Source organism: Pseudomonas sp. Irchel 3A18, from assembly GCF_900187465.1.
GTDB classification, from domain to species: Bacteria; Pseudomonadota; Gammaproteobacteria; order Pseudomonadales; family Pseudomonadaceae; genus Aquipseudomonas; species Aquipseudomonas cichorii.
Map to the genome: position 1 here is coordinate 301,872 of NZ_FYDI01000005.1, position 21,206 is coordinate 323,077.

Sequence of the window (21,206 nt, forward strand, 5' to 3'; positions counted from 1 at the left end):
TCCCTCAGGCCGCAGCGGCCATGTTGCGAGTCAGGCCTTGCAGGGTCCGGTTCAGACGCACCTGCAATTCGTTGCCGAAGCTGTAGTAGCGAGCCGCAAGGGTCTGGCCGCGTGCGGCAAAGCGGTTGTAGGCAATCACGGCAGGAATGGCGGCGAACAGGCCGATGGCGGTCGCAATCAAGGCTTCGGCAATACCGGGCGCGACCGTGGACAGCGTGGCTTGCTGCACCTGAGACAGGCCAATAAAAGCATTCATGATGCCCCAGACCGTACCGAACAGGCCGATATACGGGCTGACCGAACCCACCGTGGCAAGAAACTGCAGCCCCTTTTCCAGTTGCAGTTCCTGCTCGCTGATCGCCACCTGAAGCGAGCGCTCGACGCCGGACAACACGGCATCGGGCTCAATATCAGGACGATGCCTGAGCTGCTGATACTCGGCATAACCTGCCTGGAAAATCTGCTGGATGCCGTTGGCTCGATCACGGGCTTCAGTGGCCTCGCCGTACAGCGGCGACAGTTCCGGTTCGCGACGAAAGCGCTGCTGGAAAGCGTCCATGGAATGTTCGTCGTGACGCAAGGCAAGGCTGCGTTGAATGATCAGATACCAACTGGTCAGCGAAGCCATCAACAAGGTCAGCATCACAGCCTGGACCAGTACGCTGGCATTGCTGATCAGCCCCCAGAGGGTCATGTGTTCTAGCGTGGCGTGCATCGTTGAGTTCCTGATGTATGGCACCTTCCGGTCAAGGTCAGTGCCTGTATGAATCGATTGTTTATCACCGCTTGATGACAAACGACTTACGGCAAAGCCAGGGTTTTAACCACGTCGGCCCAAGGGATGAATTTGAAGTTCTGCGCCTGTTCGGGCATGCGCTTGCGGCCGTCCTGCACCACCAGCATGCCTTTGCTCCATGGGCCGCCGAGGTTGGCCGAGGTCACTTCCAGGCCATCGGTTTCAGAAGTCCCATCGATCCCGAGCCGGGCATTGAGGCCCACACGAAATGCGCCGCGCAGCGCATAAGGCGGTTCGGCATCCACCACCACATAGCTGTCATTGCCCTGGCTGGAGATCACCAGATAGTCATGCTGCTCGCTCTGATACAGCGCCAGCCCCTCGACATCGGCATGCACCACATCGCCGACTTTGATCACGCTGGACAGTGTTGCGGGCTGATCGGCACGGGCATCCACCGCCCAGACACCCACGTCCTCCTCGCCAAGAAACAGCCGCTGGCGCTGATCGTCGGCCACGCAGCCTTCCGGCTGGCTGTCCACCTTGAAGCTACGCACCAGTTCTCCCCTGGCCTTGCCGTCAGGCGCGCTGATCCGGTATTGGAGGAAGCTGCCATCCTTGCCGTTGGCAAAGGCATAGAGCTCGCCACTGGCAGGCTGGAACAGGCAGATGCCGTAGATCTGCGCCAGCGACGTGGGGATTTCGCCCGCCTCGCGAAGCGCGCCACTGTTACGGTCGATGCTGAACAGGCTCAGGCTGTTGCGATCACGATTGCTGGCCACCGCCAGATCGACCTTCTGCTTGCCCAGCATGAAGCCGGGCCGTACATCGACGTTGTTCAGACGTCCGACGGCCAGTTCCTGAAGCTGCTTGCCCTTCAGGTCATAAACCAGCAGCCCCTGCTTCTTGTTGGTGCCCAGCACGCGACTTTGGGCCGGATTTTTCGGATGAATCCAGATCGCGGGATCGTCCGCAGCATCGCCCTGGCGTGCTACCGGCTGACTCTGAGCGACAGCCGCCACGCCGGGCAGCGGCGCAGCCAGAGCGACCAGTTTCGGCTTCCAGCTCAGTTCTCCCTCAAACAGGCGGTCACCGTCGTTATCGTTGAGCAGCAATTGCAGGCCACTCGAGCCTTCATGAATCGACAGGCCTTCAGGTTTTTTCAGGTTCATCAACGACAGTTCGGCCACCGATGACCAACTCTCGCTGTCGCTTTGCTGTTGATAGAGATGCAAAGCCTTGCCCTTGGGATCGAGCGCCAGCAAACCACCGGGGACGACCGCCATGGCACCCGCCGCCTGCCTGATTGCACCAAACGGCTCACGCAAGGCAACGGGGGTTCGGGCTACATCCGCTTCGGGATGCGCCGGGTAAGCCCACCACCCGATGTTCTCCTCATTGACGAACAAGCGATGTGCCGCGTCGTCAACCTGACAGAACTCCGCATTGGGCGGCAGCGGCAGGTTGCGCACCAGGCGCGGCTGTTCGCTGAGATGCTCCCCGCTGCCGACCAGCCATTGCTCACCCTTGCCCTCGTCGCCGACCAGAAACAGGAACAGGTTGCTGGCCTCATCGCGATACAGGCACAGGCCGGTGACCGAGTAATCCCGTGCTGGCAGGTAAACAGGCTTTGACCATTGGTTCTTTGCCGGATCGATGTGGCTCAGCATCGGTTGCTGACGCAGATTGTCCAGTGTCGCAACCCATACCGTTTCACCGCTCTGGCGACTATCCAGCGCCTGATAGGAACCCGGCAGCCGGGCCAGTTGGCGCCCTTTGTCATCGAGCAGCAACAGGCCGGATTTGACACTGGCGGCCAGGCGTTTCGCCCCGTCACTGCCAGGCAGAAAACCCACGGACTGGGCCTTGAACGGCTCGCTTTCGGCCCAGCGCCCAAGGCTCATCTCGGGAGTGGGCGCGGCCTGTACGGCCCCGGCCATCAGGCCGATCAACAGCGACAGGCAACCCGCTTTACGTGGCAACGAAATCTTCATGAACACTTGAATCCTTGCACAAGGTTATCCGGCAGCACGGGTGAAGGGCTGCCGGTATCGATCAGAAATGGGTGAACGTCAGGCCGATCTTGTAGGTCGGGCCGTACTCTTCGTATTGGCTGTTGAGGGAGCGATGGCCGGCATAGACGAAGTACGGCTGATCGGTGAGGTTTTGCGCCTCGAAACTGACTTTCAGGTTCTTGGTCAGCGAGTAGCGAGCGCTGAAATCGATGAAGGTCTGGCCGTCGACGTACAGGTCATGGTCCTTGTCGCCAATGGCAGCCAGCTCATACAGATAGGCCGACTTGTAGTTGGCCGACAGGCGCAGGCTGAGCGTGTCGTTTTCCCAGCCCAGCATCAGGTTGCCGACCGTATCGGACTGGCTCGGCAGATCGATATCGCGCTTGCGGTTGGTTCCCGTGCTCTGGTCGAAACCCTTGATGCTGGCGTCCGAGCGACTGAAAGTAGCGTTGGCGCCCAACAGCAGGCCATTCCAGGGTGCAGGCAACCAGTCGAGCTTCTGCGAGTACGCCAGTTCAAGGCCATACAGCTTGGCCTTGTCGCCATTGGCGTAGGTGTTGGCCTCGGAAAAACTCGCCCACTGCCCCGTACCCGCCAGATCGGTGTTGTAAACGAAGTTCTGGATGTCCTTGTAGAACACGAAGGCCGACACCGTGCCGGCACGCCCCATGAAGTGCTCAATGCCCAGGTCCAGGTTGCTGGACTCCAGTGGCTTGAGGTCCGGGTTGCCGAATGTCGCTTCGTCATCATCGATCACAAAACCCGGAGCCAGTTGCCCAAAGGTCGGACGCACAACGCTTTTGGTCCAGGCGGCGCGCAACTGGGTGTTCTTGTCGATCTGATAGCGTGCATGCAGGCCCGGCAGCCAGTGGTGGTAATCGCGTCGGGTCTGGCTCGACTCGAACACCCCGTCGCGTACGCCGGTGCCTTTGGCATCCATCTCGGTGCCTTCGTAGCGAAGGCCGGCAATGAAGCGCCATTTATCGATATCGATGGTGTTCATGAAGTAACCGGCGTTGATGTCTTCACTGATCGTGAAGTCATTGGCCCGCGACTCCGACTCATCGTAGAAGTCCGCGGCATTCAGGCCGCCCAGCAACCCTTTGATGGCGCCGGGACTGATGCCGTTACCGAAATTACCCAGCCGGTAATCGATTGTGCCCTTCTGGAATTGCGTCAGATTCAAATCACTGGAAGTGAAACCCAGCGTATCGAAATCCTCGTATTTCCAGACCTCCAGGTCGTTGGTCTTGTCACGCCGGCTGACCTTGCCACCGAACTTGAATTGCGAAGCATACCCTTTTAAGTCGTAATCCCGGGCCAGGTCCAGGCGAAGGTTATTTTCCTTGTCCCTGGTGTTCTGCTTTTCCCAGTCCACTTTGTCGAGGGTGAAGTTCGAGGCATCGTAAAAAGCGGAGCCGACAATCGGGCGCGGCGTTTCACTGTCGTAGAAACCGGTGTTGGCGAAGTCATTGTTGCCCACGAAAGTGGCACCTGCGATATGGCCGGGGCTGTCTTCGCTGGACTCGCTATAACCCGCCTGACCACTGACAGTCCACAGGTCGTACATGCGCTCGCCGCCGAACACAAAGGATTTGATTTCCTGGGTTTCGGTACGGGCCTTGAGCTTGCGGGTGCCTTCGGCATCGCCCAGCGTACCGGCGGCCTGCGCATTATCGAACTCGAAGCCATTGGTGGTACGGACTTCATCGTCCTTGAAGCGGCTGTACAGCGTCCGCAGATAGAAACTGCTGACATCGTCCGGCTTGTAATCGAAGTTCAGGCCACCACCAGCACGCTCGCGGCTGATGTCGTAGTTGCGCTGCTCGAACTCTTGCAGGCTCCGGCCCTGCCAGGCACCGCCCGTTTCGACGTTGTCAGAACCGAAGTCGCGCTTCTGCCAACTGAGCGCCGCCGCGACGCCGAAGTTGTCGATGCCATCACCCAGACTAAAGCGATTGCTGGCCGCGCCGGAAAACTTCGGGCTGGTCTGGCCGCTGTTCTTGTCATAACTGGCTTCGCTGCTGCCGGTATAGAACACCCCCTTGTGATCGAACGCCGAAAGGCTCTCGACATCCACCGTGCCGCCCAGGGAGTTGGCATCCATGTCCGGCGTCAGGGTCTTGATGACAGACAGTGACTGCACCAGCTCCGAGGGCAAGACATCCAGCGCCACTGCGCGACGATCACTTTCCGGTGCCGGCACAAGTGTGCCATTGATGGTCACGCTGTTCAGGTCCGGGGCCAGGCCTCGCACCGTCACGAAACGGCCTTCGCCCTGATCACGCTCAACGCTGATGCCCGGCAGGCGCTGCACCGCTTCGGCAACGTTCTGGTCCGGCAATTGGGCCACGCCATCGGCATGCACCACGCTCTTGATACTGTCCGAGGAGCGCTGTTCCTTGAGGGCCTGATCGATACTTGCCGCCTGCCCCACCACCTCGACATGCTCGGTGGCATTGACTTCGGCAGCCTGAAGCCGCTCGTTGGCAATCGCCAGGGCCAGTGCGCTGAGTGCGTAGCCGACCAGTTGTGCCCTGCTGCGGCGCTTGTACATGTCTGTCCTCTCCAGGCTTCACGATGGACCAGGCAAATGACCCGGCAACTGGAGGCGCAAGCTAGAGTCGAGGCGTGACGATTCTGTGACAGATAACGCCGAACCCCCCTGAAATTGAGGGTTTCAGAGGTGAAATGAGCTGATTTGACTTTGGGTTGTGGGGAGTCTTTGGAGCTTCGCGAATGAATTCGTCCCTACCGGGGCTGTAGGGCGAATTCATTCGCGAAAAACATGTACCTCCCATGAGCTGATTCGACCCTTTGCGCCGTCACCCAACTGTCACAGTCATCTGTTCTGCTGGCCGACATTCAGTGCTCCGGGAGCCCGTCAGGCCATGTTCAGCATCCTCAAACCCCACCGCGGGAAACTCGCCCTGCTGATGGTCGCGGCCAATATGGGGCTGCTCGCATTCCTGGCTTTCGGGGATATCAAATACGTCAGCGAGTGGAAATGGCTGGATATCATCGGTGAAGGCGGCTCCGCGGTTCTGGCACTGATCTGGCTGTTTCTGGTGTTCAAGAGCCGCCCGGCCGGTCGGGTCACCAATTACCTGTCCGTGGGCCTGAGCTGTGTGTTTTTTTCCTGGTGGATCGATGCGCTGGACGAATTCATCCGCCTGCCCAAAGACATCAACTGGGACCATTGGCTGGAGTCCGGTCCGATGCCGGTGGGTTTGATTCTGTTGACCATCGGCATCTATCACTGGCACCGGGAACAACTGGCAATCAGCGCCCAGATGGAAAAGCGTGAGCGCGGTTTTCGCGAGCATCGGCTGTTCGACAAACTCACCCCGCTGGGGAGCGCCGATTACCTCAAGCGCCAGTTGGCGCTCAGCCTGGAACAGAGTCAGCGTCAGCAGCAACCTCTGTCGCTGGTGGCGGTGGATATCGACAATTTCAGCGCCATCAATCAGGCGTTCGGTCATGCCGAAGGCGATGAAGTGCTGTCGGCCCTCAGTCATCTGCTGGTGCTGAACCTGCGTCGACAGGATCTGCTCTGTCGTCTGGCGGGTGACCGGTTTGTCGTGCTGCTGCCCAATACCGGCGAAAGTCAGGCAAAACTGTTTGCTCTGGAGTTGCAGCAAGCCGTTGCCGGACTGGCCCACAAGACCCGGCAACAGGGCGAGCGGCTTCACCTGTCAGCCAGCACTGCTGCGGTAATGGCCATGGACGAGACGCCCGAAAACCTGCTCAAGCGTCTCAATCTTTCGCTTGCTCGCGCCCGGCAGCCTCTGCCGCGAATAGCCTGAGGCCTGCCGTGACCATCAAGAGCGACTGGTACGAAACCGACAGCCGATTCATTCCCGGCCACTACCAGCCGGCAGCCCTGATCGACCTGGCGTTGTCACGCTCTATCGACAGCCACCGCCTGCTCAAAGGCACCGGCCTGTTCTACGAGGACATCATTGCGGGCAAGACGCGCCTGAGCCCGCAGCAATTCTTCGCCCTGATCGGCAATGCCCAGCGGCAGATGGCTGCCGATGACACCAGTTTCCTGTTTGGCCAGCGCCTGTTTCCAGGCCATTACGGCGCTGCCAGTCATGCCTTGCGCCATGCCCGGAATCTGCATCAAGCCCTGGAAATCCTGATCCAGCAGCAGGCACTGCTCAGCCCGCTGCTGACGCCGCGCCTGGAACTGGACGAGCACTATGCCTATCTCTACTGGCTGGACAGTTGCGGCGCAGGCGAGCAACAGCGGTTTGTGCTGGAAGCCGGCATGACCGCACTGATCGCGATGAGTCATCTGCTGGGCGGTGAGCGTCTGCCCTGGGAATGCAGTTTCTGTCATGACGAGCCACGCTACGTCGAGCAGTACTGGGTTCATCTGGGGGAAAACACCTCGTTCGGGCGACCACTGGACATGATGCGCCTTCCCAGAGAATGCCTGACCCGTCCATGGCCGGGCGCGTCTCCGATTGCCGGGCAAGTCGCTCAGCAGGAAGCCAGCGCACAACTGGAAACGCTGGGCATGTACGCCAGCCTGCTGGACCGGATCTACCGTTATCTGCGCGATAACGTGCGTGAAGCACCGAACCTGGATCAGGTCGCCCAGGCGTTCGCCATGAGCCCGGCGACCCTCAAGCGCAAACTGCAGAAACACGGCACCAGTTTCCAGGCCCAGCACGATCTGGCCCGCAAACATGTGGCTCTGCATCTGTACCAGATCAAGGGCCTGAGCAATGAAGCAGTCGCCGAATACCTGAATTTCAACGACCCCGCCAACTTCCGCCGCTCCTTCAAACGCTGGACCGGCAGCACACCGAAACTGATCCAGCGACTGTTCAATTTCGACTGAAAACGACCTGAAAATGGCCCACGCCTGCCCTTCATGAAGTTTTTTTAATTATTTTCTGAAAATTTCCCGCGCTGCCCCGTCCTTTGACTCGCACATAACATTGAGATCAATTCTCATTCAAAAATGCGGGTTTTAAGCCCGTACGGGGACGTGGGATGACACCGAACACTCAGCCATCGCGAAGCCTGGGCACAGCGATTCGCAAACACCTGAATCACGCCACACAACTCAGCGCCTTGAGCCTGTGCTGGATGATCAGCAGCCAGAACGTCATGGCCAGCGAACCGCTGAGCGAGCGTGAGCAAATCCTGCAAACCCGCCATAGTTTTGATATCTCGGTACAAGAACTCTCGGCCGCACTGATCAGCTTCGGCCAGCAGAGCAACCTGCAAGTGAGCGTCGACCCGTCCTTGCTGGGCGGCCTTTACTCACAAGCCGTCCAGGGCCAGATGAGCAGTGAACAGGCGCTGGCAAAACTGCTGCATGGCACCGGCATTGGCTGGGGCTATGAACAAGGCAGCCTGGTGTTTCACAAGACCCGGACCGGTGGTTTCGATGCAGCGATGGAGTTGCAGAGTACGGTGGTACTGGGTGAGCCGCAAGAGAACAGTTTTCAGGGGCAGACCGTCATCGGTCGCAAGGCCATCGAAGCCTTCCCCGGTGCCAACGGTGACATCACGACCCTGCTGCGCATGCACCCCAACGTGCAGTTCAACAATGCCCAGCAGAGCTCCAACGCCCCCGGTGAAATCGACCCGGCGGATGTCAGCATCAACGGTGCCAAGTTCTACCAGAACAACTTCATGATCGATGGCATCTCGATCAATAACGACCTGGATCCGGGCGAGCACGATTACAACTCGATTCGTCAGTTCGACTCGGCACCCAGCCGCTCTCACGGTATTGCGCTGGATGCGGACCTGCTGGAAGAAGTCCGGGTCTACGACAGCAACGTGCCTGCCGAATACGGTGGTTTCAACGGTGGCGTGGTGGATGCCATTACCCGCAAACCCACCAAAGAGATGCACGGCAAGATCTCGGCTTCGATGTCACGTTCCGAATGGACCAAGTACCACATCAGTGGCGAGGATCAGGAAGGTTTCCAGACCTCCACCGACGAGCAATACCAGCCGCAGTTCGAAAAAACCACGGTGCGAGGAACACTGGAAGGCCATCTGACAGAAGACTTCGGAGCCATCCTCAACTTCTCCCAGAAGCGTGCCACCATCCCGCTGAATGTCTACGACAATGGCTATAGAAGTGATACCAGTCCGAACAGCAAAGACCAGACACGCCGCATCGACAACTATCTGCTCAAGACCTACTGGAACGCCAGTGAACGACTGACAGTCGATACCTCCCTGACCTATGCGCCACAGGAAAACTATTACTTCCGGGCCAACCGAATCAACTCCGGCTTCACCACCGAAGGCGGTGGTTTTCAGGGTGCGATCACCACCAAATGGCAAGGCGACAATGCCGTCTGGACCAACAAGCTGGCGCTTACCAACCTGAACAGCTCACGGGATGCGGAATCGGACGAATACATCAACTGGTATTACTCGACGGTAAAGAACTGGGGCAACCCCAACAGCAACACAGCCCGCAGCGCCGAGGGCTCGTCCGGGTCGCTCGAACAGACCCAGCGCGGCATCACCTATAACACCAAGGCCGACTGGTTCCCGATCCAGATTGCAGGCACCACTCACAGCTTCACGACGGGCATGGAACTGTCGCATCAGATCGCTACCTGGGAACGGCTTGATGACGTGACCTCCGCAACCACGTTCCGCAGGGACAATGTCGCCACCTGCGCGGGCAACGATTCACTGTGCTCGATAGGCAGGCAGCTCAACGGCAACATCCGCCAATACGCCACCCGGATGACCACCTATGAAGCAGGAAAAATTGAACTGACGGAAAACAAATATGCGTTCTTCGTTCAGGACAAGATTGAAATCGGCAAACTGACCCTGCGTCCAGGCGTGCGCTTTGAGGGCGACGACTATATGGAGAAGAAGACCATTGCTCCGCGCTTTTCCGGCGACTACGACCTGTTCGGCGACCGCAGCACCGTTCTGGTCTTTGGTGCCAACCGTTACTACGGCCGCAACCTGTTCAAGTATCGGCTGGCAGACGGACGCGGCACGCTCAATACCAGCTATGCCCGCGAAACCCAGACCGGCGCCTGGGTAGGAACCCGGCAGGCCAGCACCAGCAAGTTCACCTCCCTTGATGTTCCTTATGACGACGAACTGACCCTGGGCATCGATCAGCGCTGGCTGGATACCGACTTTCGTCTGAAATATGTCAACCGCAAGGGCAGGGACAAAATCAATCGCTCAACGGCCCGTGTCCAGGGATTGGCGGCCGAGAACGGCTATGCGACCGAATACTTCACCTACACCAACGAAGGGATGAGCGAAAGCGACAACATCACACTGAGCATCACCCCCTTGCATGAACTCAAGTTCCAGGGCACCCGGACCAGCGTGCAGATGGCCTTTGACTGGTCCCGTACTCGTGATGCCTATGGCAACTATGACGATGCCATCAACTCCGAGTTGTATAACAACGAAGACGTGATCTATGACGGCAAACAGATGAAATACAACGAGTTGCCCGCCAGCGACTTCAATCGGCCCTGGACAGCTCGCATGACCACCATCACCGAGATACCGCAACTGAACCTGACCTGGAGCAACTTCTTTCGCTACCGCGGTGGCTACGACCAGATCATCAGTACAGGCGATGACGTGACCATTGATGGCAAAGACTACTCCGTGTACGAAACAGCCACCGTCAAGGCAGCCCCTACCTGGGACATGCGCCTGGATTGGGAACTGCCCACCGGCAAGGATCAGGCCGCATTCGTTGCCGTGGACGTGACCAACGTTGCCGACAAAGTCAATCCGATAGTCAGCAACAGTGCCCGCACCACCTATGAAACCGGTCGCCAGTACTGGCTCGAAGTCGGCTACCGCTTCTGAGCCTGCAATAACCAATACGCCCCAAACGCTTTAACCGAGATTCCTGATGAAAAAAATGATCATGAGCCTGTCGGGTTTGCTGATGCTAAGCGCCTGCGCACAGTTTCCAGACAGCTCGCAACCCCAGACCTGGGACCCACAGGTCATACGCGGCCAGTTGAGCAATGGCCTGGAATACCGTCTGGTGCGTGAAGCCAGCCAGCGCGGCCGCATCGATGCGCGCCTGACGGTCAAGGCCGGCTCCGTAGACGAAGAGGATGATCAAGTGGGTGTCGCCCATATGGTCGAGCACCTGAACTTCTATAACCGTGCCGGTCAGGACGCGAACATCCGCACGCTCATGAATCAGTGGGGCTGGGCTCAGGGGCGTAACTACAACGCAATGACCAACTACGACCGCACCCTGTACATGCTCAGCCCTACCGGCGGTGCGGCCCAGACCGAACAGGCCTTGCAGGCGCTTTCGACCCTGACCCTGGCCCATGACTACACCGCTGACAATCTGGAGCAGGAGCGTCCGGTCGTCATCGAAGAATGGCGCGGCGGCCTGGGGGTCGCCCAGCGCATGAACGATCAGCGCACCGCCTCGCAACGTATCGGTTCACGCTACCCTGGGCATCGCACCATCGGCAACGAAGCCGCGATTCGCTCGGCCACGCTGACTGAACTCAAGCGCTTCGGACAACGCTGGTATGTGCCCAACAATATGGTGCTGACCATTGTCGGCGATATCGACCCCGCGACCCTGCCCAACCGTATCGAGCACTGGTTCGGCAAGGCCAAAGCAGGAGAACTCCCCGAGAAAAGCTATCGGGAGTTGCCTCTCGACAACCGGCTGAAAGTCGTCCGTTTGCAGGACAGCCAGAGTGGCACCAATCAAGTGTCTCTGCTGTTCCGCCTGCATGAGCCTGCCAGTCGCGCTCCGACCCAGGACGGCCTGCGCGAACGCCTGATCGATCGCATCACCCTGTCAGCCCTGCTTGAACAGTTGCGCATCCAGCCCAAGGAAACCGGCGTGCGCAGCCTGACCGTGCAGAAAAGCCTGATCGGCGACTACTCCAGCGTGCTGGGCATTGCTGCCGGTGTGGAAAGTGACGCTCATCAAGTTGCTCTTAAGCAACTGCTGACGGAAATCGAGCGTGTCCGGCGCTTTGGCCTGCGCGATACCGACCTGAACCGTGAAAGAAAGGAACTGCGGGCCATCGCGCAAAAGATGCTGGCAAACAACGAGCCACGCAACTTCGAGAAATGGGTGACCGATCTCAATGATGCCGCGAATCAGAGTCGCGTCGTACTCACCCGACACGACATTGCTTCGCAGTACCTGGAAGCACTGGACAGCATCGACCTCAAGGATCTCAATCAACGCCTGAAAAGCTGGACCGACAGCCCGGACCGGGTTCTGCAACTCTCGGCTCCCGGCCTGAAACCGCTGACCTTGCCCACGGCCGAGGCTGTAAACAGCCTGATGGCACAGGTCCAGAGCAGCCCGCTGGACGCCCCGCAAGCCGAAGCTGCCACCGTCTCGACAGAACCCGACGCCCTGCCCGCCTTGCCTGCGGCCACGGCCAAAGGACAGGTCGTGAAACGCAAGGCATTCGCCGAGCAGAAAGTCGAATACTGGCAGTTGAGCAACGGCGACCGTCTGGTCTGGCTCAAACGCAATGGCGACAATGACCGACTGCTGATGAAAGCAGACTCCAGCGCCGGGTTCATGACCGCCGAGATTCCAGCCTGGCGCAGCCAGATGGCGGCGCAATTGACTGGCCAAAGCGCTCCACAAGGCTGGAACGAAGAGCAGATCCGCCGCTGGCGCAGCGAGCAAGGGGTGAATCTATCCCTCGATCAGGAAGCCGACCGTCTGCAAATGGATCTCTCGACAATAGACGCCAAAAAGGACATTCCCGCACAACATCGCCTTCTGGCCATGCTGCAAGCCTATCGCCTGAGCCAGTCGCCAGCAGGCATCGACAGCGAAGCTTTCGAGGAGGCGCGAGACGAGCTGATCGGGCGTCTGTCGCGCAATACCGACAATGTCCGAGAGCTACAGGACAAGGCCCTGCGCAAGCTGCAATACGGCCAGGACAACTGGCAGACGCCAACCATCGCCCAATTGCAGAACGTACAGCCTGAAGAGCTGGATAAGGACTGGAAACGCCTGAGCCAGGCACCGGTGACTTACTACCTGATGGCCGATGTGGACGTCAGCGTTCTCCAGCCTCTGGTGGAACAGGAACTGGCTGGCATTCCTCGCGGCAAGGCCCTGAAGACCAGCCAGCAACAGCAGCGCAGCGGCTACCACGCTCAGGAACTGGCCATCGGCATCGAACCTCGTGCCGTGCTGCAAGCCTTCAGCTATCACCCGCGCACCTGGACACCGGTGGACGCTGCACGAGTCGCGACCTTGCGGGACATAGCCCTCGCCGCCCTCAAACAGCAGCTTCGGGGCGAAGCCTCGGGGGTCTATCGACTGAACTTTGACAGCACGCTCAATCAACAGACCCAACGCATTGAAAGCAGCCTGAATTTCAGTACCGATCCGGCCCGTGTCGAAGAGCTTTGGCAAATGGCCAAGGCCACGCTTGCCGGGCTGTCGAAAACCATCAGCGAAAAAGACATCGCTGCCGCCCGCAAGAACCTGATCCATCAGGAAAAACTGCGCCGCGACGATCCGCAGACCCAGATGCGCCGCCTGATTCTCAGTGATCGTTACTGGGGTGATCCGCGCTACCTGAGCCAGCAACAGCAATTGCTCGACGCCCTGACAGTTCCGGCGCTCAAGCGTCTGGCCGGTGAGCTGTTCGATCAGCAGAACCTGGTCCAGTTCCGCCTGCTGCCTGCACCGAAAGAGGCGGTAGCCGGTCAATGAAAACCCTGAAAACCTTCTATGCCCTGGCCAGCCCCTACTGGCTGGACCGCAGACAATGGCTGTCGTGGGTGTTGCTGCTCAGTGTGATCGGCATGGGCTTGCTGGTGGTGCAGATCAACGTCTGGATCAACGCCTGGAGCAAGACGTTCTACGACACTCTGGGCGAGTTCAAGACCGAAGCGCTGTACTCGCTGATGGGCCAGTACTGCCTGTACATCGCGGGCTACGTGGTGATCGTTGTCTACCTGGAATGGCTGCGCAAGGCATTGGTGCTGCGCTGGCGCCGGGCGATGACAAAAACCACCATCGACGCCTGGATGCAGGGCCAGGCCTACTATCGGCTGGGGCTGACCGGCGAGCCGGATAACCCGGACCAGCGGATTGCCGAGGACGTGGACCTGCTGGTGGATCGCAGCGTCGAGCTGCTGGCGTCGTTCATCATCAACCTGGCTCAGGTGCTGGCCTTCGCAGGCGTGCTATGGAACCTCTCGGGGGTCCTGAACTTTCAGGTGCTGGGCCATGACATCACGATCCATGGTTATCTGCTGTGGGCAGCCGTGCTTTACACCGTGCTGGGCACCGCGTTCACTCACTTTCTCGGGAGCCCGTTGCAGCCGCTCAACTTTCAGCAGCAGCGTTACGAAGCCGACTTTCGCGCCAGCCTGCTGCGCAAGCGTGACCATGCCGAGCAGATCGCGCTGTATGGCGGTGAAGCCGTCGAGAAACGCCAACTGGGCGAACGTTTCGAACACATCGCCGGCAACTGGTGGCAGCTCATGGAGCGGATGCGCAAGCTGCAGTTCTTCACCGTGAGTTATGACCGGGTCAGCCGCATCATCCCGGTCTTCGCGGCCCTGCCCGCCTTTCTGGCCAAGACCATCACTCTTGGTGGTCTGATGCAGATCCGCAGTGCCTTTACGGCGGTGCAAGGCTCGCTCAGCTGGTTTATCGACGTCTATCCACGCCTCGCCGCCTGGAGCGCCACGGTGGAACGGCTTGGCCAGTTTCAGCAGGCGATTGAGGCAACCCGTGGTCAGGTTCGCGAAATCGAGCGCACCGTGGCGTTGCGTATCGATGACCTGCAAATCCATCGCCCCGATGGCAGCGTCCTGCTGGATAACATCAATGCCAGCGCCACGACAGGCGAATGGCTGCGCATCGAAGGCCGCAGCGGTCTGGGCAAGTCCACTCTGCTGCGCACCCTGCAAGGCCTGTGGCCCTACTACCGGGGGAACTGGGAACTGCCGGGCGGATCGAGCCTGCTGATTCCGCAGCAGCCTTACCTGCCGCAAATGCCGTTGCGTCAGTTGCTGGTCTACCCGGCCACAGAATGCCCGTCCGATGCACGTCTTGTTCAGGTGCTGCATCAGGTCGGCCTGTCGAAGCTGGAACATCGCCTGGAACAGCAAACCGAATGGACTCGCGAACTGTCCGGTGGCGAGCAGCAACGCCTGGGCCTGGCCCGTGCCCTGCTGTATGCACCGCAGACGCTGTATCTGGACGAAGCGACCAATCAACTGGATGACCAGAGCGCCTGCCATCTGCTCAACGTCCTGCGACAGGAACTGCCTGACACGCTGGTGATCGGCATCAGTCATCAGCCCAGCGTTGCAAGCCTCTTCCAGCGCAGCTTGAATCTGCAGGCCGGCAGTCCGCTGCACGCCAAACCCTCCCTCGCCTGACCCTGCCTCAAAAAACCGGGAGCCTCTGCTCCCGGCGTCGCCTGAAAAAAACGCAAGGCAATAATTTTGTAGAAGTGAACTCATTCGCGAAGGGCCGGCACATCCCAAAAAAATGCATCGCCTTCTTCAGTGACGTTTCGCGGATGAACCCGCGCCTACCCCGCCACAGAAGTATGACAACAAGAAGGAAGCCATCTCTTTATCTGTATGACGACCTCCATAATACCCCATAAAAATCACGAATAATCAAAATAGTCATCACACCACTATTGACCAACCTCCCGATATCTGTAAATAATCGCCCTAACGTTGTATGACGACATACGAATAACCTCCTTATAAATACAAGACCAATGAAGGCCACCATGAAAATCATCTCTGTCAGTGTCGATGTCTTTTCCTACCCTTCGCGGCGCGCTGTAGACAGCGCCGGCCACGCCCATCCCGGCGAAGAGAAACCGGTCAAAATGGGCATGCTGCGCATCGCCTGCGACGATGGCAGCGAAGGCTTTTCCTTTGGCGCGCCCGAGTTGATCCGCCCGCATATCATCGAGTCATTCGTGAAGAAGGTGCTGATCGGCCAAAACCCCATGAACCGGGAAAAAATCTGGCAGGAGCTGGCTCACTGGCAACGCGGCAGTGCCAGCCAGTTCACTGATCGTGCCCTGGCGCTGGTGGAACAAGCCCTGTGGGATCTGGCCGGACGCGCCCTGAAACTGCCCGTGTACAAATTGCTGGGCGGCTATCGCGACAAGGTGCTGGCCTACGGTTCGACCATGTGCGGCGATGACCTGCCGGGCGGCCTGTCCACGCCGGATGAATACGCCCAGTTCGCCGAGAAGCTGGTTCAGCGCGGCTATAAAGGCATCAAGCTGCACACCTGGATGCCGCCGATTTCCTTCGCCCCCAACCCGCAGATGGATGTCCAGGCCTGCGCCGCCGTGCGCGAAGCCGTAGGCCCGGATATCGCCCTGATGCTCGACGGCTATCACTGGTACAGCCGCACCGACGCCCTTTACATAGGCCGCGAACTACAGAAGCTCGACTTTGCCTGGTTTGAAGAACCGATGATGGAAGACTCCAGCGAATCCTATGCCTGGCTCGCTGCGAATCTGGACATTCCGGTACTCGGCCCTGAAAGCATTGCCGGCAAGTACCACAGCCGCGCCAGTTGGGTCAGCAACAAGGCCTGTGACATCCTGCGCGCCGGTGTGGCAGGTGTTGGCGGTATCGGGCCATGCCTGAAAGTCGCGCACCTGGCCGAGTCGTTCGGCATGGACTGCGAAGTCCACGGCAACGGCGCAGCCAACCTGAGTGTGGTCGGCGCAATCAGCAACTGTCGCTGGTACGAGCGCGGCCTGCTGCACCCTTTCCTTGAATACGATGAAGTACCGGCCTACCTCAATACCCTGGTCGACCCCATGGACAGCGACGGTTACGTGCATCTTTCCCAGAAGCCGGGACTGGGCGAAGACATCAACTTCAGTTATATCGAGACTCATACCCTGCAACGTTACTGAACCGGCTGTACCACGAGGGGCGATCAGAGCGCCCCTCGTCAAAGTGTCTTTATAAATATAAAAAAGGACCGCCCCCATGAAACTCTGGCCCAAGCGCCTGCCCTGGCTGCTATGCCTCGCCCTCACGGCGACATTTCTGCACACCCCGCCTGCCACCGCACGCGGAGAAACACCTGTCGATCAACTGGTGATCGGCATGAGCATGATCAACCTCCTGTCCCTGGACCCCGCAGGCGCAACCGGCCTTGAGGTGTCGGAGGTCAACTCCAATGTCTACGACATGCTGCTGGAACAGGACGCCGCACGCCCGGACCAGTTGATTCCGTCACTGGCCGAACGCTGGGAAATCAGCCCGGACCGCATGCGCCTCACCTTTCACCTGCGCCCTGGCGTGGTCTTTCACTCCGGCAACCCGCTGACCGCCCAGGATGTCGCCTGGTCTCTGCAGCGTGTGGTCACCCTCAATAAAGCCCTCGCCTCCACCTGGAAAGCCTATGGCTATACAGCGCAGAACGTCACTCAACTGATGCGCGCCGAAGGACCGTCAACTTTCGTTCTCGACTTGCCAAAAGCCACCGACCCGCTGCTGGTGCTCAATACCCTGGCGACCTCACCTAGCGCCTTTGTCATCGATCGCGTCACAGCCCTGCAAAATGCCCAGGGTGACGATCAGGGCGCAGCCTGGCTCACGACGCACACCGCCGGTTCCGGTGCCTTCAAGCTGGATATCTGGCGCGCCAACGACGTGATCCTCATGACCCGCTTCGACCAGTACTGGCGCGGGCCGGCCAAGATGCGCCGGGTGATCATGCGCAACATGACCGAGTCCCAGGCCTTGCGCCTGATGGTCGAACGCGGCGATCTGGATGTGGCACGCGGCATGGCCGCCACCGATATCAAGGCCCTGACCCGCTCTGAAGAAGTCAGCGTACAGACCATCCCTCGCGGCACGCTCTATTACGTGGCCCTGAGCATGGAGCAGCCGTTGTTTCAGGACATACGGGTTCGCCAGGCCATTCGTTCGCTGATCGACTATCAGGGCATCAATAACGTGGTGATGCCTCACTACGGCCTGATCAATCAGCGCCCGCTGCAACTAGGGCTGGCGGCGCGACTGGACGATCCGGGCTACAAGCTCAACGTCACACAAGCCAAACGCTTGCTGGCCGAGGCCGGGCATCCCGATGGCTTCAAGATCACCATTCGCTCACTCACCGATTCCCCGTTCATCAACATCGCCACCAGCCTGCAATCCACCCTTGCCCAGGCAGGCATCCAGGCCACGATCATCACCGGCACCGGCAACCAGATCTATGGCGCCATGCGGGATCGACGCTTCGACATTCTGGTCGGGCGCGGTGGCGGTGGCGCCGAACGCCATCCCCATTCCAGCCTGCGGGCGCTGATCTACAACCCGGACAACCGCGAGCAGGCCAAACTGAGCAATTTTCAAGGCTGGCGCACCTCGTTCTACAACGCCGAGATCAACCAGTTGATCGAGCAGGCCGAGCAGGAACGCGATGCCGCCAGACAGCTCAGCCTGTACCAGCGCATCCAGACCCTCTACGACCAGAAGGCAGGCCCCATCATGCCGGTCTCGCAAATGACCGATGAAGTGGTGATCCACGCCGATGTCCGCCAATACCTGGGCCACAGCGCTGCCACCACGCGCCTGCGGGACGTCTACAAGCAACGCTGACCTCATGGGTTCAACGAAGGCAGGAATCATTATGTCGAGTGCATCATTTTCACTTTTGAGCAGTCGGGTCGCCAACGGCACCCGGCGCGGCGGATCAGTGGCGGCGACCCTGTTCGGACTGCTTTTGCTCACTTTCTTCATCGGTCGGGTCATGCCGCTGGACCCGGTGCTGGCCATCGTCGGACCTGACGCCGATGCAGCCGCCTACGCTCAGGCCTATCAGGAACTGGGTCTGGACAAGCCGCTCTGGACCCAGTTCGGCCTGTACCTCAAGGACCTGCTGCATGGGGATCTGGGCAAGGCGTTGCTCACTGGCCATCCGGTCATCGAAGACATCGCCCGGGTATTCCCGGCCACCCTGGAACTGGCGACCCTGGCGATTCTGTTCGGCGTGCTGATCGGCCTGCCGCTGGGCGTGTATGCCGCGACTCATCAAGGCCGTACCGGCGACCACATTGCCCGTGTCATCACGCTGTTCGGTTACTCCACGCCGATCTTCTGGCTGGGCATGATGGCGTTCCTAGTGTTTTACGCCTGGCTGGGCTGGGCCGGCGGTGTCGGGCGTATCGGCCTGGCCTATGACGGCCTGATCGAAACCCGCTCCGGGCTGCTGCTGATCGATACGGCCCTGTCCGGCGACTGGGAGGCCTTTCGCAGCGCGCTGCGCCACATCCTGCTGCCAGCGGTGATCCTGAGTTTCAACTCGGTGGCTTACATCAGCCGCATGACCCGCAGCTTCATGCTCGAACAACTGTCGCAGGAGTACATCATCACGGCGCGGGTCAAGGGTCTGTCGCAACGGCGAATCGTCTGGGGCCATGCCTTCCGCAACATTCGCGTGCAGTTGCTGACCATCGTCGCCCTGGCCTACGGCGGCCTGCTTGAAGGGGCGGTGCTGATCGAAACGGTCTTTGCCTGGCCGGGCTTCGGCCAGTACCTGACCAGCAGCCTGTTGCTGGGCGACATGAATGCGGTGATGGCCTGCGTGCTGCTGATCGGTCTGATCTTTGTGATCCTGAACCAGATCAGCGATGCCCTCTATAAAGTCTTCGATCCGAGAACCCGCTGATGAATACGTCCATTGCAAGCAGCGCCAAACCCATGATCCAGGCACCCACTTCAAGCTTCGCGGCCTTCACCGGCAGTTGCTCACGCCTGTTGCGCTTTCTGCTGCGCAACCCGATGACGCTGGCGGGCCTGATCGTGATCAGCACGTTGATGGTGGTCGCCCTCTTCGCGCCCTGGATTGCCACTCACGACCCACTCGCCCAGGACCTGTCAGCCGCCCTGCGCACGCCAGGCGCACAGAACTGGTTCGGTACCGATGAATATGGCCGGGACGTGTTCAGCCGCCTGGTGTATGGCTCACGCATCACCCTGTACATCGTGATGCTGGTGACCGTGATCGTCGGCCCGATCGGGCTGCTGATCGGCACCGTGTCAGGCTACTTTGGCGGCTGGGTCGACAGCCTGTTCATGCGTATCACCGACATCTTCATCTCGTTTCCCAGCCTGGTTCTGGCACTGGCGTTCATCGCCGCTCTCGGCCCTGGCCTGGAACATGCGGTGATTGCCATTGCCCTGACCGCATGGCCGCCCATTGCACGCCTGGCGCGGGCCGAAACCCTGTCGCTGCGCAACGCCGACTTCGTGGTGGCGGTCAAGCTGCAGGGCGCATCGGCGCTGCGCATCATTGGTCGCCACATCATCCCCATGTGCCTGTCCTCGGTGATCATCCGCCTGACCATGAACATGGCCAGCATCATCCTCACCGCCGCGGCACTGGGCTTCCTCGGTCTGGGCGCACAGGCGCCACTGCCGGAATGGGGCGCGATGATCTCCAGCGGCCGACGTTACATGCTGGAAAGCTGGTGGCTGGTGGCAGCACCCGGCGCAACGATCATGCTGGTCAGCCTGGCATTCAACCTGCTGGGTGATGGCCTGCGCGATGTTCTGGACCCACGCAGCGAATAACAAAAACAAGGTAAAAGCCATGTCACAGATAAAGCTTGCGGTAGAAGACTTGCGCGTCGAATTCACCAATGCTGGCAAGACAACGGCGGCGGTACGCGATGTTTCGTTCAATCTGGGTCGGGAAAAACTGGCCATCGTCGGCGAGTCCGGCTCCGGAAAATCCACGGTGGGGCGCAGCCTGTTGCGTCTGCACCCGTCGAGCGCCCGCATCACCGCCAAGACCCTGCGCTTCGGTGATATCGACCTGCTCAGTTGCAGCGAGAAACAGATCCAGGGCATTCGTGGCCGGCGCATGTCGATGATCATGCAAGACCCTAAATACTCGCTGAACCCGGTGATCAAGGTCGGCGAACAGATTGCCGAGGCCTATCTGGCCCATCACAAGGTTTCAGCACAGGAGGCCCGCGAGCGCACGCTGGACATGCTGGCCAAGGTGCATATCCGCGACCCGGCACGGGTTTACGATCTCTACCCCCACGAGGTTTCCGGCGGCATGGGGCAGCGGATCATGATTGCCATGATGGTGATCACCGATCCGCAGGTAATCATCGCCGACGAACCCACCTCGGCACTGGATGTCTCGGTCCGCCGCCAGGTGCTCAACGTGCTGGAAGAACTGGTCAGCGAACGTGACCTGGGGCTGATTTTCATCAGCCATGACCTGAATCTGGTGCGGCACTTCTGCGACCGGGTGCTGGTGATGTACGCCGGACGGGTGGTGGAATCCCTGGACGCCAGCGAACTGGACCACGCCCGCCACCCGTACACCCAGGGCCTGCTCGCCGCCCTGCCCAGCCTGGATCGTCCGCGCGCCAGCCTGCCGGTCCTGCAACGCGATCCCCTTTGGCTCACCCACTGAGAATGATCCC

At 59.7% G+C, this 21,206-nt stretch carries 13 protein-coding genes; 10 read left to right on the forward strand and 3 right to left on the reverse strand.

The genetic code is table 11. The features are described from left to right. Positions 1 to 4: 4 nt before the first annotated feature. From tolQ to CKW23_RS12265, 3 genes are all read right to left on the reverse strand, one after another. Positions 5 to 715 carry a protein TolQ gene (gene tolQ / locus CKW23_RS12255; protein WP_025259715.1) on the reverse strand — a complete coding sequence of 237 codons (711 nt, stop codon included), beginning with the start codon at positions 713 to 715 and terminating at the stop codon, positions 5 to 7. Positions 716 to 801: 86 nt separating this feature from the next. Further along, the gene (locus CKW23_RS12260) at positions 802 to 2,730 is read right to left on the reverse strand and encodes a phytase (RefSeq protein ID WP_095067642.1); all 1,929 of its coding nucleotides are present in this window, start codon (positions 2,728 to 2,730) and stop codon (positions 802 to 804) included. Between the two features lie 61 nt (positions 2,731 to 2,791). Continuing rightward, entirely contained in the window at positions 2,792 to 5,308 is a 2,517-nt protein-coding gene (locus CKW23_RS12265; RefSeq protein WP_095067643.1) for a TonB-dependent receptor, read from the reverse strand. Between the two features lie 334 nt (positions 5,309 to 5,642). Here CKW23_RS12265 and CKW23_RS12270 point away from each other — a divergent pair, with 334 nt between their 5' ends. From CKW23_RS12270 to CKW23_RS12315, 10 genes are all read left to right on the forward strand, one after another. Continuing rightward, a complete protein-coding gene (locus CKW23_RS12270) occupies positions 5,643 to 6,557 on the forward strand; it encodes a GGDEF domain-containing protein (RefSeq protein ID WP_095067644.1) in 915 nt (304 codons plus the stop codon). An 8-nt stretch (positions 6,558 to 6,565) separates the two neighbouring features. Further along, positions 6,566 to 7,603, forward strand: a complete 1,038-nt coding sequence (locus CKW23_RS12275) for an AraC family transcriptional regulator (protein ID WP_025259712.1) — start codon at positions 6,566 to 6,568, stop codon at positions 7,601 to 7,603. 155 nt (positions 7,604 to 7,758) lie between these two features. Next, positions 7,759 to 10,593, forward strand: a complete 2,835-nt coding sequence (locus CKW23_RS12280) for a TonB-dependent receptor (protein WP_095067645.1) — start codon at positions 7,759 to 7,761, stop codon at positions 10,591 to 10,593. Between the two features lie 46 nt (positions 10,594 to 10,639). Continuing rightward, entirely contained in the window at positions 10,640 to 13,462 is a 2,823-nt protein-coding gene (locus CKW23_RS12285; protein ID WP_095067646.1) for a pitrilysin family protein, read from the forward strand. After that, on the forward strand, positions 13,459 to 15,144 hold the full coding sequence (locus tag CKW23_RS12290) for an ABC transporter ATP-binding protein/permease (protein WP_095067647.1): 1,686 nt from the start codon (positions 13,459 to 13,461) through the stop codon (positions 15,142 to 15,144). Before CKW23_RS12285 ends, CKW23_RS12290 begins: the two co-directional genes overlap by 4 nt. A gap of 365 nt (positions 15,145 to 15,509) precedes the next feature. Beyond that, positions 15,510 to 16,664, forward strand: a complete 1,155-nt coding sequence (locus CKW23_RS12295; protein ID WP_025259708.1) for a mandelate racemase family protein — start codon at positions 15,510 to 15,512, stop codon at positions 16,662 to 16,664. Positions 16,665 to 16,740: 76 nt separating this feature from the next. Next, positions 16,741 to 18,363 carry an ABC transporter substrate-binding protein gene (locus tag CKW23_RS12300; protein WP_095067648.1) on the forward strand — a complete coding sequence of 541 codons (1,623 nt, stop codon included), beginning with the start codon at positions 16,741 to 16,743 and terminating at the stop codon, positions 18,361 to 18,363. A 31-nt stretch (positions 18,364 to 18,394) separates the two neighbouring features. Beyond that, entirely contained in the window at positions 18,395 to 19,432 is a 1,038-nt protein-coding gene (locus CKW23_RS12305; protein WP_025259706.1) for an ABC transporter permease, read from the forward strand. Further along, on the forward strand, positions 19,432 to 20,337 hold the full coding sequence (locus CKW23_RS12310) for an ABC transporter permease (protein WP_025259705.1): 906 nt from the start codon (positions 19,432 to 19,434) through the stop codon (positions 20,335 to 20,337). Before CKW23_RS12305 ends, CKW23_RS12310 begins: the two co-directional genes overlap by 1 nt. Positions 20,338 to 20,356: 19 nt before the next feature. Then, positions 20,357 to 21,196, forward strand: a complete 840-nt coding sequence (locus CKW23_RS12315; protein ID WP_025259704.1) for an ABC transporter ATP-binding protein — start codon at positions 20,357 to 20,359, stop codon at positions 21,194 to 21,196. Positions 21,197 to 21,206 lie beyond the last annotated feature (10 nt).